The sequence below is a fragment of the Streptomyces sp. NPDC027672 genome (assembly GCF_055566335.1).
Genome location: NZ_JBVHSO010000008.1, coordinates 327,042 through 341,816, shown reverse-complemented (window position 1 = coordinate 341,816; position 14,775 = coordinate 327,042). Strand labels below are relative to the sequence as shown.

Here is a 14,775-nt window from a genome sequence, read left to right as displayed (position 1 = left end):
AGGGACTTCGCCCATGGCGCCCGGTGGCGACCGCGGCTGGCTGCTCCGTCTCGTCATCGCCTTCGGCTGCGCGCAGGGCGCCGTGTCGATGGCCCGGCCCGCCGTCTCCTACCGGGCCCTCGCGCTCGGCGCCGACGAACGGGCGGTCGGTGTCATCGCCGGGGTGTACGCCCTGCTGCCGCTGTTCGCCGCCGTACCGCTCGGCCGTCGCACCGACCACGGCCGCTGCGCCCCGCTGCTGTCCGTCGGCGTGGTCCTCATCGCGGGCGGCTGCGCGCTCAGCGGCCTCGCCGGCTCGCTGGGGGCGATGGCCCTGTGGAGCGGCGTCATGGGGCTGGGGCACCTGTGCTTCGTGATCGGCGCCCAGTCGCTGGTGGCCCGGCAGTCCGCGCCGCACGAACAGGACCGCGACTTCGGGTACTTCACCATCGGCGCCTCGCTCGGCCAGCTCGCCGGGCCCCTCGCCGCGGGCGCCCTCGTCGGCGGCGAGGGGCCCGGCGGGCTGGCCCGCAGCAGCGCGCTCGCCCTCGTCACGGCGGGCGCGGGCGCCGCGGCCGCGTTCGCCTCGCTGTGGCGGATCGAGGACCGCACGGCCGCCGGCCCACGCCCGCCGCGTGCCGGGCGGGTGCCGGTCGCCGGCATCCTGCGGACCCGGGGCGTGCCCGCGGGCATCCTGATCAGCCTCTCGGTGCTGTCCGCGACCGACATCCTCACCGCCTACCTGCCGGTGGTCGGCGAGCACCGGGGCATCGCACCGTCGGTCGTCGGCGTCCTGCTCGGCCTCCGGGCCGCCGCCAGCATCGCCTGCCGGCTCGTCCTCACCCCGCTGCTGCGGCTGCTCGGCCGGCCCGTGCTGCTCACCGCGACCTGCCTGCCGGCGGCCCTGCTGTGCGCGGCGGTCGCGCTGCCGGTGCCGGTGTGGGCGCTCGGCGCGATGCTCACGGCCCTCGGCTTCTGTCTGGGCGTGGGCCAGCCGCTGTCGATGACGACGGTGGTGCGGGCCGCGCCCGAGGAGGCCCGTTCCACCGCGCTGGCGCTGCGGCTGACCGGCAACCGGCTCGGCCAGGTCGCCGCCCCGGCCGCCGCGGGCCTGGTGGCCGGTCTGGCCGGCGTGGCTGCGCCGTTCGTGCTGCTCGGGGTCCTGCTGCTGGTGTCGTCGGGCGTGGCGCTGCGGACGCCGGAGCCGCGCCGGGAGACGGCCGGACGGGTGGCGGGGGAGCGGCGGCGCGGCTCGCGGTTGCGCCGCACGAGCGATATCTGACGGCGCGCCGGGCGTCGCTGCCGGGGGTCGCGCGGGGGATGGAGCAGAGTCCAGACGAAAGAGCGATTTGTATGAAAATCATCTGAACTCGGAGGAATGCGCATGCTCACCCTGACACTCCCCCGTGCCGTCGGTTCCCGCGCGGGCGCCACAGTCGTCCTCACCGCCCTCGCCGCGGCGGGTGCTTCATGGGTGGCGGCGCCGAACGCGGCGGCCCAGGGGGAGAACGGCGACATCCGGATCCACAACGCGCGCTCGACCAATCCGCCGTCGTTCGTCGGCTCGGCCAAGGACGACCCGGTGGTCTGCAAGTTCTTCCTGGAGGCCCTCAACTTCGACACCCTGACCAGCATCGCGTACACGATCACGCCCCAGCCCCCGCTGCCCACCGCCGCCACCGTGACGGGCATCATCCAGCTCGCGGGCGGTGCCGGGCACACCGATGTGCTGGGACTGGCGGACGGACAGTACAAGATCAGCTGGACCGTGGGCACGCCCCCGGCCCTGAAGGAGAAGGTCTTCCGCGTCAACTGCCACGACGGCCGGGCGGAAGGGGCGCCCGGCGGGCAGATCGAGGACCACCAGCAGAACAACGGGTCCTGGGGACAGAGCGACCACGACGGCCCGAAGGGCGGTGTGCACGCGGGCGGCGGCGGCCTCATCGACAGGGCCGCCGCGTACGCGCCGGTGGCCGGGGCGGCGGCCGTGGGCCTGTTCGCCGTCTGCGGTGTCGTGTACCTCCGGGTGATCCGCCGCCGGCCCCATGGCGCCGCGTAGGCGCCGACGCAGGCCCTGGTACCGGACCCGCGCCTACCGCCTCGCCAGGACGGCCGTGCTGGCGACCGTCCTGGCCACGGTGGTGTCGCACTGCGGGCCGGACGGCAGGCGGGGCGGCCCGTCCATGGCGGCGGCCCAGGACTCCCGTGCCCACGCGGCCCGGCCCGCCCCGGCCGCGCCGCCGCCCCGCCCGCTGCCCCGGTCCCGGCCGACGGCCTTCCGGGTGCCCTCGCTGGGCATCGACGCCCCGGTCGTCCCGCTGCGGCTGGACGCCGGCCGGGAGCTGGAGACACCGCCGGTGGACCGGCCGGAACTGGTCGGCTGGTACCAGGGCGGAGCCACCCCCGGCGAGACCGGCACCGCGATCGCCGTCGGGCACCGCGACACCCGGTCCGGGCCCGCCGTGTTCGCCGGCCTCGCCCACATCGGGCCCGGCCGGACGGTCGAGGCGCGGCGCGCGGACGGCCGTACCGCCGTCTACTCCGTGGACCGGGTGAAGGTGTACGACAAGGCCGGCTTCCCCGACCGGGAGGTCTATGGCTCGACCGGGCGCCCGGAGCTGCGGATCATCACCTGCGGCGGCCTGTTCAGCCGGCGGACCGGCTACACCAGCAACGTGGTGGTCTTCGCGCACTTCAGCGCGGTGAGGTGACGCGGCCCGGCCGGCGCGGACGTGCGGGTCCGGGCCGGCCGGGGTCCGTCCGCGACGGTGCCCCGGCACGGGCAGGGCCCGGGAAAGTCTGGCGCAGCAAAACTATCATCGCTAGTTTGTGTGCCGGACGACGCGGACCCGCCGGGAGGACACACCATGAAGGCACATGACGCGCTGTACATCGACGGCGCCTGGCGCCCCGCCGCGGACCGGGACGTGATCGAGGTCGTCAACCCCGCCGACGAGCAGGTCATCGGCCGGGTGCCGGCGGGCGGCGCGCTGGACGTCGACACCGCCGTACGGGCCGCGCGCGCCGCCCTGCCCGGCTGGGCCGCCACGCCACCGGCCGAACGCGCCGCGCGCCTCACCGCCCTGCACGGCGCCCTCGTGGCCCGCAAGGACGAGATCGCCGGGACGGTCACCGCCGAGCTGGGCTCACCGCTGAAGTTCTCCGAGGCGGTGCACACCTCCATGCCGATCGCGGTCGCCGCCTCCTACGCCGAGCTGGCCGCGACCCACGCCTTCGAGGAGAAGGTCGGCAACTCCACCGTCCTGCACGAGCCGGTCGGCGTGGTCGGCGCCATCACGCCGTGGAACTACCCGCTGCACCAGATCGTCGCCAAGGCCGCCCCGGCCCTCGCCGCCGGCTGCACGATCGTCCTCAAGCCCGCCGAGGACACCCCGCTCACCGCCCAGCTATTCGCCGAGGCGGTGCACGAAGCCGGCGTGCCCGCGGGCGTGTTCAACCTGGTCACCGGACTCGGCCCGGTCGCCGGACAGGCCCTCGCCGAGCACCCCGGCGTGGACCTGGTCTCCTTCACCGGCTCCACCGCGGTCGGCCGGCAGATCGGCGCGGTGGCCGGCGCGGCCGTGAAGAAGGTCGCCCTGGAACTCGGCGGCAAGTCCGCCAACGTCATCCTGCCGGGCGCCGACCTCGCCCGGGCGGTGAACGTCGGCGTCGCCAACGTCATGGCCAACTCCGGCCAGACGTGCAGCGCCTGGACCCGCATGCTGGTCCACCGTGACCAGTACGCCGAGGCCGTCGAGCTGGCCGCGACCGCCGCCGCCAAGTACGCCGACCGCATCGGCCCGCTGGTCAGCGCCAGGCAGCAGGAGCGGGTGCGCGGTTACATCGACAAGGGCGTCGCGGAGGGCGCCCGGCTGGTCGCGGGCGGCCCCGGAACCCCGCACGAGCGCGGCTACTTCGTCAGCCCCACCGTCTTCGCCGACGTCACCCCGGACATGACGATCGCCCAGGAGGAGATCTTCGGCCCGGTCCTCACGATCCTGCGCTACGAGGACGAGGCGGACGCCCTGCGCATCGCCAACGGCACGGTGTACGGGCTCGCGGGCGCGGTCTGGGCCGCCGGCGAGGAGGAGGCGGTAGCCTTCGCGCGCCGCATGGACACCGGCCAGGTCGACATCAACGGCGGCCGGTTCAACCCGCTCGCGCCCTTCGGCGGTTACAAGCAGTCCGGCGTCGGCCGGGAACTCGGCAGCCACGGCCTCGCCGAGTACCTGCAGACCAAGTCCCTCCAGTTCTAAGGGAGTACGAGACCCATGGCCGTACGAGCCGCCGTCCTGCCCGCCATCGGCGCACCGCTGGAGATCACCGGGATCGAGCTGCCCGAACCGGGCCCCGGACAGGTCCGGGTCCGCCTCGCCGCCGCCGGCGTCTGCCACTCCGACCTGTCCCTGGCCAACGGCACCATGCGGGTGCCGGTCCCGGCCGTCCTCGGCCACGAGGGCGCCGGCACGGTCGTCGCCGTGGGGGAGGGCGTCACCCAGGTCGCGCCGGGCGCCGCCGTCGTGCTCAACTGGGCGCCCTCCTGCGGCACCTGCCACGCCTGCGGGCTCGGCGAGGTCTGGCTGTGCGCCAACGCGCTGAACGGCGCCGCCGAGGTGTACGCCCGCACCACCGGCGGCACACGGCTGCACCCCGGCCTGAACGTGGCCGCGTTCGCCGAGGAGACGGTGGTCCCCGTGTCCTGCGTGCTGCCGGTGCCGGACGGGGTGGAGCCGGTGGACGCCGCCCTCCTGGGCTGCGCGGTGCTCACCGGCTACGGCGCCGTCCACTACTCGGCGCGGGTCCGCGCCGGGGAGAGCGTCGCCGTGTTCGGCGCCGGCGGGGTGGGCCTCGCCGCCGTCCAGGCGGCCCGGATCGCGGGCGCGTCGCGGATCATCGCCGTCGACGTCTCGCCCGCGAAGGAGGAACTCGCGCGGGCGGCCGGCGCCACGGACTACGTCCTCGCCTCCGACACCACGCCCCGCGGGATCCGCGCCCTGACCGGCGGGCAGGGCGTCGACGTCGCCGTGGAGTGCGCGGGCCGCGCGGTCTCCATCCGCGCCGCCTGGGAGTCCACCCGCCGGGGCGGCCGGACGACGGTCGTCGGCATCGGCGGCAAGGACCAGCAGGTCACCTTCAACGCCCTGGAACTCTTCCACTGGGGCCGCACCCTGGCGGGCTGCGTCTACGGCAACTCGGACCCGGCCCGGGACCTGCCGATCCTCGCCGAACACGTCCGCGAGGGCCGCCTTGACCTGTCCGTCCTGGTCACGGAACGCATCGGCCTGGAGGGCATCCCGGCAGCCTTCGACAACATGCTGGCAGGCAAGGGCGGCCGGGCACTGGTGGTCTTCTGAGCGATTCGGAGACGCCCGGCGAGAGCCGGGCGGGAAACCGCCCGGCCGACCACGGCGAACCCGCCCGCCCGGTCACGGCGGCCCCGCCCGCCGGTCACCGGCCCCGCCCCTCGGCCGCTGCGCTCAGCGCGCCGCGCCGGGCGCGCCTGCCCGGCTGGTCACGGCGTCCCGCCCCCTTGGCCGCCGGGCTTACCGCGCTGCGCCGGGCGGGTCCACTCGGCTGGTCGCGGCGCCCCGTCCCCGGGCCGCCCTGCTTACCGCGCTGCGTCGGGCGGACCCGCCCGCCTGGTTACCGTGCCCCCTCGCCCGCCGCGCCGCACCGGGTGGACCTGCCCGGCCGGTCACTGCGCCCCCTCGCCCGCCTCGCTCACCGCGCCGCGCCGGGCGGACCCGTTCGGCCGTCACGGCGTCCCGCCCCTCGGCGCCGCGCTGAGCGCGCCGCGCCGGGCGCACTTGCGCGGCCGGTCACGGCGAACCCGTCCGCCCGGCCCCGCCCCCGTCCCCGGTCCGCCGCGCTCACCGCGCTGCGCCGGACGCGTCTGCCCGGCTGGTCCCGGCGTCCCCCCGGCCGCCGTGTTTACCGCGCCGCACCGTGCGGACCCGCCCGCCCGGCCCCCGCGCCCGCCGTGCTCACCGCGCCGCACTGTGCGGACGGACCCGCCCCGCCCGTCCTCGGGCCGCCGTGCTTACCGCGCTGCGCCGGGCGGCCCGCCCGCCCAGCCCCTCGGCCGCCGCGCTCAGCGTGCCGCGGTGGGCCGGGCGGTGCCCGTTTTCCCGAGGTGGTGATCCGGACGGACTGCCCGGGTGCGGGCGGCGAGTGGGCCGCACGGTGTGGCCGGGGTCCCCGGACCGGGGCCCCCGGCAAGGGGCGGTGGAGTGTCAGAGCCGTACCTGCTCGTACTGTTGCGCCAGTCCGTCCAGCAGTGCGCCGAGTCCCGTTTCGAACGCCCGCTCGTCGATCTTCTCCTGCTGCTCGGCGAGCAGGTGGGCCTGGCCGAGGTGGGGGTAGTCGGCCGGGTCGTAGGCGCTCGCGTCGTCCACGAAGCCGCCGGCGAACGAACCGAGCGCCGAGCCCATGATGAAGTACCGCATCAGCGCGCCGATGGAGGTGGCCTGCGCGGGCGGCCAGCCCGCGTCGACCATCGCGCCGTAGACCGCGTCGGCCAGGCGCAGCGCGGCGGGACGGCGGCCGGGGCCGCGGGCGAGGACCGGGACGATGTTCGGGTGGTCGCGCAGGGCGGCCCGGTAGGAGACGGCCCAGTCGTGCAGCGCGGTCCGCCAGGGCCGGCCGTCCTCGAACATCGACAGGTCGACCAGCGCGCTGACCGAGTCCGCGACGGCCTCCAGGATCTCGTCCTTGGTGCGGAAGTGGTTGTAGAGCGAGGGCCCGCTCACGCCCAGTTCGGCCGCGAGCCGGCGGGTGGAGACGGCCGCCAGCCCCTCGCGGTCCACGAGGTCCCGGGCCGTCGCGACGATCCGGTCGGTGCTGAGGAGGGGCTTGCGCGGTCGGGCCATGGCGCACATAGTAGGGCTGCGGCCGTAAACTAGCAGTGCTAATTTAAATGTACGGCTTTCAAGATCCATCGGTGTCGGTCTGGTGTGGGGTGATCTCGTGGTGAACCTGGGGCTCAGCGAGGAGCAGGCGGCCGTACGGCGGCTCGCCCGGGACTTCGTGGAGCGCGAGATCGCCCCGCACGTGGTCGCCTGGGACCGCGCCGAGGAGGTCGACCGGGCCATCGTCGGGAAGCTGGGCGACATCGGCTTCCTGGGGCTGACCATCGACGAGGAGTACGGCGGCTCGGGCGGCGACCACCTCGCGTACTGCCTGGTCACCGAGGAGCTGGGCCGCGGTGATTCCTCCGTCCGCGGCATCGTCTCCGTCTCCCTCGGCCTGGTCGCCAAGACGATCGCCGCCTGGGGGGACGAGGAGCAGAAGCGGCGCTGGCTGCCCGGACTCACCGCGGGCCGGTACATCGGCTGCTTCGGCCTCACCGAGCCCGGCACCGGCTCCGACGCGGGCAGCCTCACCACCCGCGCCGTGCGCGACGGCGACGCGTACGTCCTCAACGGCACCAAGATGTTCATCACCAACGGCACCTGGGCCGACGTCGTCCTGCTCTTCGCCCGTTCCACCGACGCGCCCGGCCACAAGGGCGTGTCCGCCTTCCTGGTCCCCGCGGACACGCCCGGCCTGACCCGCCGCACCGTCCACGGCAAGCTGGGCCTGCGCGGCCAGGCCACCGCCGAACTGGTGCTGGAGGACGTGCGCGTGCCCGCCTCGGCCCTGCTCGGCCCCGAGGGCAAGGGCTTCTCCGTCGCCATGTCCGCGCTGGCCAAGGGGCGGATGTCCGTGGCCGCCGGCTGCGTCGGGATAGCCCAGGCCGCGCTGGACGCGGCCGTCCGGTACGCCGGTGAGCGCGAGCAGTTCGGCAAGCCCATCGCCCGCCACCAACTGGTGCAGGAGCTGATCAGCGACATCGCGGTGGACGTGGACGCGGCCCGGCTGCTGACCTGGCGGGTCGCCGACCTGATCGACCGCGGCGAGCCGTTCGCCGTCGAGTCCTCCAAGGCCAAGCTGTTCGCCTCGGAGGCCGCCGTCCGCGCCGCAAGCAACGCCCTCCAGGTCTTCGGCGGCTACGGCTACATCGACGAGTACCCGGCCGGCAAACTCCTGCGTGACGCCCGCGTGATGACCCTCTACGAAGGCACCAGCCAGATCCAGAAGCTGCTCATCGGACGCGCCCTGACCGGGGTCTCGGCGTTCTGAGTACGCGCCTGAGTATCCCGGCGGATGTGCCGCGGGCCCCGGCCGCCGATGCTGGGGCCATGAGCGACACACCGGTCAAGCAGCAGAACACGGCCGCCTTCTACGGCCAGGCCGTGGCCTCCTTCGCCGTCGCCATGGCGGCCACCGGCATCGGCATCCTCCGGCTGGACGCGAGTGCCTGGGTGCGCGGCTTCCTGGCCGTCGCGGTCCTGTACCTCGTCACCTCCGCGTTCACCCTCGCCAAGGTGGTCCGGGACCGGCAGGAGGCCGGGCAGATCGTCAGCCGCGTCGACCAGGCCCGCCTGGAGAAGCTGCTCGCCGAGCACGACCCCTTCGAAAAGCTCTGACCGGCCGCTCTAAGCGCCCGCTCACCGTCGGCGGTATGGTGGTGCTCCTGTCACCGAGAGGGGCGAGCGAGCGATGAGTACGGCGCGGGAGACGACCGGCGGCGAAGTGGAGCCGTGGGAAGAGGTCACCCCTGACGCGGCCCGGCGGCTGCTCGTCGCCGCCGTGGAGGCCTTCGCCGAGCGCGGCTACCACGCGACGACGACCCGGGACATCGCGGGCCGCGCCGGCATGAGCCCGGCCGCGCTCTACATCCACTACAAGACGAAGGAAGAGCTGCTCCACCGGATCAGCCGGATCGGCCACGACAAGGCCCTCGACATCCTGCGCACCGCGGCCCGCCGCGAGGGCGGCGCAGCGGAGCGCCTGGCCGACGCGGTCGGCTCCTTCGTCCGCTGGCACGCGGGCCGGCGCACCACCGCGCGCGTCGTGCAGTACGAACTGGACGCCCTCGGCCCCGAGGCCCGCGCGGAGATCGTCGCGCTGCGCCGCCAGGTGGACGCGGAGGTGCGCGGCATCATCGAGGACGGCGTGGCCGCGGGGGAGTTCGACGTCCCGGACGTCCAGGGCACCACGCTCGCCGTGCTCTCGCTGTGCATCGACGTGGCCCGCTGGTTCAACGTGGCCGGTCCGCGCACCCCCGAGGAGGTCGGCGCGCTCTACGCCGACCTCGTGCTGCGCATGGTCGGGGCCCGCTAGACCCGCTCGTCTGGATCATGCCGGGCTCGCGGGCCCCGGTCCCGCGGGCTACAGGTAGTACCGGGCCACCGACTCCGCGACGCACACCGGCTTGTCGCCGCCCTCGCGCTCCACGGTGAACGCGACCGTCACCTGCACCCCGCCGGTGACGTCCTCCACGCCGGTGACCGTCGCCGTCGCGCGCAGCCGGGACCCGACGGGGACGGGCGAGGGGAAGCGGACCTTGTTCGTGCCGTAGTTGACGCCCATCTTCACGCCCTCCACCCGCAGGAGCTGCGGCCCGAAGAGCGGGAGCAGCGACAGGGTGAGGTAGCCGTGGGCGATCGTGGTCTTGAACGGCCCGGCGGCGGCCTTCTCCGGGTCCACGTGGATCCACTGGTGGTCCCCGGTCGCCTCGGCGAACAGGTCGATCCGCTGCTGGTCGATCTCCACCCAGTCGGTGTATCCCAGCTGCTCGCCCACCGCCGCCTTCAGCTCGTCGGGGGAGGTGAAGGTCCTCGGTTCTGCCATGTTCCCGGCCTCTCGCTCGCGTCTCTAAGCAACTGCTTAGCATGGTCGGGTCGCGGGAGGATGTCAACGGACGCGAGGCCGCCGGACCAGGCGCTCTCTGTAGGCTCTGAGGAGTGCCCCAGATTCCCGAGAAGATCCACGAACTGACCGTGGGCCAGTTGTCCGCGCGCAGCGGAGCCGCGGTGTCCGCCCTGCACTTCTACGAGTCCAAGGGCCTCATCTCCAGCCGGCGCACCTCCGGCAACCAGCGCCGGTACAGCCGCGACACGCTGCGCCGGGTCGCCTTCGTCCGCGCGGCCCAGCGGGTCGGCATCCCGCTGGCCACGATCCGGGAGGCCCTGGCCGAACTCCCCGAGGAGCGCACACCGACCAGGCAGGACTGGGCGCGGCTGTCGGAGAAGTGGCGCTCGGAACTGGAGGAGCGGATCCGGCAGCTGAACCGGCTGCGCGACCATCTCGCCGACTGCATCGGGTGCGGGTGCCTGTCCCTGGAGACCTGTGTGCTGTCCAACCCGGACGACGTGTTCGGCGAGCGGCTGACGGGATCGCGGCTGCTGTCCGAGGGCCGCTGAGCGGCCCCGCCGGGGTAGGCCGGGCATCTCGTGCCGGGTGCCGGGTGTCGTTTTCCGGGTGCGGGTCCGGGGTGGTTGTGCGCGCCGTTCCCCGCGCCCCTAGGGGACGGACGGGGGCGGGGGCAGGTGGGTCAGGGCCTCGGTCACCAGGTGGGCGTTGGACCCGGCCGGGCGGCCGTCGGGCAGCAGCAGGGTGTCCTCCAGGCCGATCCGGGCGGCCAGACCCAGGCGGCCCGCCAGCCGCAGCACCGGCCAGGCGCCGCCCTCCTCGCCGTGCAGCAGCACCGGACGGCCGTGTCCCGGGGGCAGCTCCGCCAGCAGCGCCCGCGCCGACGCCTCGGCGGTCGCCGGGTCCGGGTCCGTCACCTCGGCCAGCACCCGCAGCACCTCCGGCGCGAGCGCGGAGGCCGCGAACCGGCGCGCTCCTGCGGTGCCGGACCAGATGCCCGCCTCCACGGCCACGCCCCTGCCGAGCAGTTCCCCGGCGACCTCCTCGGCCCCGGACTCGTGCCAGTTGACCGAGGCGAAGTCGGGCAGCACCGGCCAGGAGCGCACCCGGGCGAGCCGGGCCGCCGGGTCCGGCTCCGCCCAGGCACCGGTGGTCACCCCGACCGGCACCGGCACCCGCGCGCGTATCGCCTCCAGCGCCGGGCCGAGGACGTCCGGCGCGAGGCTGTCCCGCCCGCACGGCGTCTTCGGATGGACGTGCACCGAGGTGGCGCCGGCCGCCACCGCCTCGGCCGCCGAAAGCGCCAGCTCCTCCGGGGACACCGGAATCCTCGCGCCGTCGGCCGCCGACCGGCTCCCGTTGAGACACACCTGCACCATGACCCCCATCGTGCCGGACACCACCGACGGCCGGACCCGCTCAGCGGCCCCCGCCGGGCTCCCCGCGCAAGGGGCACGGCATCCCCGGCGCGCCCCCGCGCCCGCCCGCTCGCGGTGTCAGGCCGACATCAGTAGCTGTCCCAGCTTGGCGTCCTGAAGGGCCCGGGAGCTGAGCACCGGCAGCGGCACCAGGATGCCGCAGTCCACACAGACCGGACCGGACGACGGCTCGTGGTCCAGGCCGCGCCGCCACACCAGCCGCTCGCCGGCGCAGACCGGGCACGTCGAACCCGGCTCCCGCTCCAGGGCGGCGATCAGCCGGCGCAGCACCTGGGCGAGCGGCGCCTCGGGGTGCACCCGCGGGTCGTCGCACCATGCGACCCCGAAGCCGCCCCAGGTCCTGCGGTGCCAGTCGTCCACGCTGCCCGGCCGGCGCAGCCCGTCGTGCTTCTCCTTCCTGCGCCGCTCGGTGAAGTCCGTCTCGTAGCGGAGCCAGACGTCACGTGCCTCCTCCAGCTCCTCCAGCGCGGCCACCAGCCGCGCCGGATCGGGGGAGCGGTCCTCGGGGCCGAAACCCGCCCGGGAGCACAGATGGTCCCAGGTCGCCCGATGCCCGTAAGGGGCGAACTTCTCCAGGCACTTGCGCAGTGAATACCGCCGCAGCGCCAGATCACAGCGTGGGTCGCGTACCTGTCTTGCCAGACTCCGGAAACCGGCCATCGCCCTGCACCTCCGTCACACCTGCACCTGTACTTCGGTCACTTCGGCGTCGTCGCACGGACGTCGCCGAATAGACGTATCGACAGGCGATTCGGCTCCATCTCTGCTCCCGTTCTCCTTGCGGACTCCGGAAAGTGACGCATGTTCACCTTTAATCGTGGGGATACCGGCGGTAACGTTCGGCCACCCCAGTCGCTAGGAGCTGCCATGCCACGGCGAATCCCACGGAACGCCCCTGACAGACTGAGAACGTCCCGTCGACTCCCCGGGTTCCTGAAGACCGCGTCCGTATGCGTCCTCGTCGCCGGTCTCCTCGTCCCCTTCACACACACCGCGGCGGCGGCGCCCGGCGTCACGGCCGCCAACGACTACTGCGGCGGCCGGTGTTCGGACATCCTGCCGCCCGGCGAGAACGGCACCGCGACCCTCGCGCAGATCCTGCTCAACCAGGCGTTCGGCACCCAGCCGGCGCACGCCGAGGACCAGCTCGGCCCGTACGCCGCCCTGGCCACCGGCTATCCCGCCGTCACCGACGCCAAGATCAACAGCTTCTTCAACGACGCCTCCTTCGGCGTCCCCGCCGACCAGGTCGCCTCCACCGAGAAGCCGGCCGGCCGCGGCGACGTGACGATCGTCCGGGACAAGAAGACCGGGGTGCCGCACATCACGGGCACCACCCGGTACGGCACCGAGTTCGGCGCCGGGTACGCGGCGGGCGAGGACCGGCTGTGGCTGATGGACGTGTTCCGGCACGTCGGCCGCGGCCAGTTGACCTCCTTCGCCGGCGGAGCACCCGCCAACCAGGGCCTGGAGCAGCAGTTCTACCGCAACGCGCCCTACACCGAGGCCGACCTCCAGGCGCAGATCGACCACGCGACCACGCAGAACGGCGCCCGCGGCCAGCAGGCCCTCGCCGACGTCAAGGCGTACCTCGACGGCATCAACGCCTACATCGACGCCTCCGACAGCGGCCGCTACTTCCCCGGCGAGTACGTCCTGACCGGCCACAAGGACTCGATCACCAACGCCGGCACCATAGAGCACTTCAAACTCACCGACCTGGTCGCACTGGCCTCCGTGGTCGGCTCGCTGTTCGGCTCCGGCGGCGGCGGGGAGGTGAACAACGCCCTGTCCCTGCTCGCCGCCCAGGCCAAGTACGGCGTGGCGGAGGGCACCCGGATCTGGGAGTCCTTCCGGGAACGCGACGACCCCGAGGCCGTCCTCACCGTCCACGACGGCAAGACCTTCCCCTACGGCGTCAAGCCCGCCGACCCGCAGGGCCAGGCCCTGCCCGACACCGGCACGGTCACCCAGGAACCGCTCGTGTACGACCGTACGGGCAGCGCCTCGGCCGCGGCCGCGAAGAACACCTCCGCGACCGCCGCCCGGACCGCCCTCGGCTCCGCCCGGCGCGGTATGTCCAACGCCCTCGTGGTGAGCGGCGAACACACCGCGAGCGGCCACCCGGTCGCCGTCTTCGGCCCGCAGACCGGCTACTTCGCCCCGCAGCTGCTCCTGCTCCAGGAGATCCAGGGCCCCGGCATCAGCGCCCGCGGCGCCTCCTTCGCGGGCCTGAGCATGTACGTCGAACTCGGCCGCGGCCAGGACTACTCCTGGAGCGCCACCACCTCCGGCCAGGACATCATCGACACCTACGCGGTCGAGCTGTGCCAGGACGACTACCACTACCTCTACCACGGCACCTGCACGGCCATGGAGAAGGCCGAGCAGAAGAACGCCTGGAAGCCGACCGTGGCCGACGGCACCGCCGCCGGGTCGTACACCATGCGCGTGTGGCGGACCGAGTACGGCCCCGTGGCGTACCGGGCCACCGTCGGCGGCAAGAAGGTCGCCTACACCACGCTGCGCTCCTCCTACCTGCACGAGGCCGACTCCATCATCGGCTTCCAGATGCTCAACGACCCCGACTACGTCAAGGGCCCGGAGGGCTTCCAGAGCGCGGCCCAGCACATCAACTACACGTTCAACTGGTTCTACGCCGACTCCCGGCACACCGCCTACTACAACAGCGGTGACAACCCGGTCCGGGCGAGCGGCGTCGACGGCGAGTTCCCGGTGTGGGCCCGGCCCGCCTACGAGTGGCGGAACTGGGACGCGGCCGCCAACACCGCCGACTACACCCCGGCCTCCGCCCACCCCCACTCCGTCGACCAGGACTACTACATCTCCTGGAACAACAAGCAGGCCGACCAGTACGCGGCGGCCTCCTGGGGCGACGGCTCGGTGCACCGCGGCAACCTGCTGGACGACCGGGTGAAGAAGCTGGTCGCGGCCGGCGGAGTGACCCGAGGCCAACTGGTGGCCGCCATGGCCGACGCGGGCCTCGCCGACCTGCGCGCCGAGGACGTGCTGCCCAGGCTGCTCAAGGTGGTCACCTCCGCGCCGGTCACCGACCCCACGGCCGCCGCGGCGGTCGACAGGCTCCGGGCGTGGGTGAGCGCCGGCGCCCGGCGCACCGAGACGTCGGCCGGTGCGAAGAAGTACGCCGACGCCGACGCGATCCGGATCCTGGACGCCTGGTGGCCGCTGCTGGTCAAGGCGGAGTTCGAGCCGGGACTCGGCAGCGACCTGTACAGCGCGATCACCGGCAGCCTGCCGGTCGACGAGGCCCCGTCCGCCGGCCACGGCCCGACCGGCGCGCACGCCGGCAGCGCCTTCCAGTACGGCTGGTGGTCCTATGTCGACAAGGACATCCGGGCCGTGCTCGGCGAGCCGGTGCGGGGCGGACTGGGCCGGACGTACTGCGGCGACGGCAGCCTCGGCGCCTGCCGGGACCTGCTGACCGGCACGCTGAAGCAGGCGGCCGCGATGACCGCCGCCCAGGTCTACCCGGGCGACGACCAGTGCTCGGCGGGCGACCAGTGGTGCGCCGACTCGATCGTCCAGCGCACCCTGGGCGGCATCAAGCACGGCCGGATCGGCTGGCAGAACCGGCCCACCTACCAGCAGGTCGTGGAGTACACCTCGCACCGCTGAACCC

General features: G+C 74.0%; 14 protein-coding genes. 10 read left to right on the top strand and 4 right to left on the bottom strand.

Features of this window, described 5'->3' with window-relative positions; all coding sequences use genetic code 11:
• Nucleotides 1–13 precede the first annotated feature (13 nt).
• The 5 genes from ACZ4SV_RS21520 to ACZ4SV_RS21500 all read left to right on the top strand — a co-directional run bounded on the left by ACZ4SV_RS21520 (nucleotide 14) and on the right by ACZ4SV_RS21500 (nucleotide 5,333).
• Entirely contained in the window at nucleotides 14–1,261 is a 1,248-nt protein-coding gene (locus ACZ4SV_RS21520) for an MFS transporter (protein WP_468006018.1), read from the top strand.
• Between the two features lie 102 nt (nucleotides 1,262–1,363).
• Entirely contained in the window at nucleotides 1,364–2,038 is a 675-nt protein-coding gene (locus ACZ4SV_RS21515; protein WP_468006017.1) for a hypothetical protein, read from the top strand.
• A complete protein-coding gene (locus ACZ4SV_RS21510; protein ID WP_468006016.1) occupies nucleotides 2,025–2,690 on the top strand; it encodes a class F sortase in 666 nt (221 codons plus the stop codon). Before ACZ4SV_RS21515 ends, ACZ4SV_RS21510 begins: the two co-directional genes overlap by 14 nt.
• Nucleotides 2,691–2,846: 156 nt before the next feature.
• On the top strand, nucleotides 2,847–4,235 hold the full coding sequence (locus ACZ4SV_RS21505; protein ID WP_468006015.1) for an aldehyde dehydrogenase family protein: 1,389 nt from the start codon (nucleotides 2,847–2,849) through the stop codon (nucleotides 4,233–4,235).
• Nucleotides 4,236–4,250: 15 nt separating this feature from the next.
• Nucleotides 4,251–5,333: a Zn-dependent alcohol dehydrogenase gene (locus ACZ4SV_RS21500; protein WP_468006014.1), complete on the top strand. Its 1,083-nt coding sequence runs from the start codon at nucleotides 4,251–4,253 to the stop codon at nucleotides 5,331–5,333.
• Nucleotides 5,334–6,212: 879 nt separating this feature from the next.
• Here the strand turns inward: ACZ4SV_RS21500 and ACZ4SV_RS21495 are convergent.
• Nucleotides 6,213–6,848 carry a TetR/AcrR family transcriptional regulator gene (locus ACZ4SV_RS21495; RefSeq protein WP_365876573.1) on the bottom strand — a complete coding sequence of 212 codons (636 nt, stop codon included), beginning with the start codon at nucleotides 6,846–6,848 and terminating at the stop codon, nucleotides 6,213–6,215.
• A gap of 100 nt (nucleotides 6,849–6,948) precedes the next feature.
• Between ACZ4SV_RS21495 and ACZ4SV_RS21490 the strand changes: the two genes are divergently transcribed.
• From ACZ4SV_RS21490 to ACZ4SV_RS21480, 3 genes are all read left to right on the top strand, one after another.
• Complete coding sequence (locus ACZ4SV_RS21490; protein ID WP_397937200.1) at nucleotides 6,949–8,100, top strand: acyl-CoA dehydrogenase family protein; 1,152 nt, start codon at nucleotides 6,949–6,951, stop codon at nucleotides 8,098–8,100.
• A gap of 59 nt (nucleotides 8,101–8,159) precedes the next feature.
• Complete coding sequence (locus ACZ4SV_RS21485) at nucleotides 8,160–8,447, top strand: YiaA/YiaB family inner membrane protein (RefSeq protein WP_365876575.1); 288 nt, start codon at nucleotides 8,160–8,162, stop codon at nucleotides 8,445–8,447.
• Nucleotides 8,448–8,520: 73 nt separating this feature from the next.
• Nucleotides 8,521–9,144, top strand: a complete 624-nt coding sequence (locus ACZ4SV_RS21480; protein ID WP_365876577.1) for a TetR/AcrR family transcriptional regulator — start codon at nucleotides 8,521–8,523, stop codon at nucleotides 9,142–9,144.
• 48 nt (nucleotides 9,145–9,192) lie between these two features.
• On the opposite strand, the gene ACZ4SV_RS21475 is transcribed toward ACZ4SV_RS21480, so the two are convergent.
• Complete coding sequence (locus ACZ4SV_RS21475) at nucleotides 9,193–9,654, bottom strand: MaoC family dehydratase (protein ID WP_365876579.1); 462 nt, start codon at nucleotides 9,652–9,654, stop codon at nucleotides 9,193–9,195.
• 113 nt (nucleotides 9,655–9,767) lie between these two features.
• Here ACZ4SV_RS21475 and soxR point away from each other — a divergent pair, with 113 nt between their 5' ends.
• Nucleotides 9,768–10,226 carry a redox-sensitive transcriptional activator SoxR gene (gene soxR / locus ACZ4SV_RS21470; protein ID WP_365876581.1) on the top strand — a complete coding sequence of 153 codons (459 nt, stop codon included), beginning with the start codon at nucleotides 9,768–9,770 and terminating at the stop codon, nucleotides 10,224–10,226.
• A 99-nt stretch (nucleotides 10,227–10,325) separates the two neighbouring features.
• Here soxR and ACZ4SV_RS21465 read toward each other — a convergent pair whose 3' ends face one another.
• Nucleotides 10,326–11,054, bottom strand: a complete 729-nt coding sequence (locus tag ACZ4SV_RS21465; protein ID WP_468006013.1) for a 3-keto-5-aminohexanoate cleavage protein — start codon at nucleotides 11,052–11,054, stop codon at nucleotides 10,326–10,328.
• A gap of 117 nt (nucleotides 11,055–11,171) precedes the next feature.
• Nucleotides 11,172–11,774 carry a hypothetical protein gene (locus ACZ4SV_RS21460; protein ID WP_365876586.1) on the bottom strand — a complete coding sequence of 201 codons (603 nt, stop codon included), beginning with the start codon at nucleotides 11,772–11,774 and terminating at the stop codon, nucleotides 11,172–11,174.
• A gap of 207 nt (nucleotides 11,775–11,981) precedes the next feature.
• Here ACZ4SV_RS21460 and ACZ4SV_RS21455 point away from each other — a divergent pair, with 207 nt between their 5' ends.
• Nucleotides 11,982–14,771 (top strand): penicillin acylase family protein, encoded by a 2,790-nt coding sequence (locus ACZ4SV_RS21455; RefSeq protein WP_468006012.1) that lies wholly within the window; start codon nucleotides 11,982–11,984, stop codon nucleotides 14,769–14,771.
• Nucleotides 14,772–14,775 lie beyond the last annotated feature (4 nt).

Bases quoted from the DNA above. Each gene is read 5' to 3' on its own strand.
- ACZ4SV_RS21520 (WP_468006018.1), top strand. From the start codon at position 14: ATGGCGCCCGGTGGCGACCGCGGCTGGCTGCTCCGTCTCGTCATCGCC.
- ACZ4SV_RS21515 (WP_468006017.1), top strand. From the start codon at position 1,364: ATGCTCACCCTGACACTCCCCCGTGCCGTCGGTTCCCGCGCGGGCGCC.
- ACZ4SV_RS21510 (WP_468006016.1), top strand. From the start codon at position 2,025: ATGGCGCCGCGTAGGCGCCGACGCAGGCCCTGGTACCGGACCCGCGCC.
- ACZ4SV_RS21505 (WP_468006015.1), top strand. From the start codon at position 2,847: ATGAAGGCACATGACGCGCTGTACATCGACGGCGCCTGGCGCCCCGCC.
- ACZ4SV_RS21500 (WP_468006014.1), top strand. From the start codon at position 4,251: ATGGCCGTACGAGCCGCCGTCCTGCCCGCCATCGGCGCACCGCTGGAG.
- ACZ4SV_RS21495 (WP_365876573.1), bottom strand. From the start codon at position 6,848: ATGGCCCGACCGCGCAAGCCCCTCCTCAGCACCGACCGGATCGTCGCG.
- ACZ4SV_RS21485 (WP_365876575.1), top strand. From the start codon at position 8,160: ATGAGCGACACACCGGTCAAGCAGCAGAACACGGCCGCCTTCTACGGC.
- ACZ4SV_RS21480 (WP_365876577.1), top strand. From the start codon at position 8,521: ATGAGTACGGCGCGGGAGACGACCGGCGGCGAAGTGGAGCCGTGGGAA.
- ACZ4SV_RS21475 (WP_365876579.1), bottom strand. From the start codon at position 9,654: ATGGCAGAACCGAGGACCTTCACCTCCCCCGACGAGCTGAAGGCGGCG.
- ACZ4SV_RS21465 (WP_468006013.1), bottom strand. From the start codon at position 11,054: ATGGTGCAGGTGTGTCTCAACGGGAGCCGGTCGGCGGCCGACGGCGCG.
- ACZ4SV_RS21460 (WP_365876586.1), bottom strand. From the start codon at position 11,774: ATGGCCGGTTTCCGGAGTCTGGCAAGACAGGTACGCGACCCACGCTGT.
- ACZ4SV_RS21455 (WP_468006012.1), top strand. From the start codon at position 11,982: ATGCCACGGCGAATCCCACGGAACGCCCCTGACAGACTGAGAACGTCC.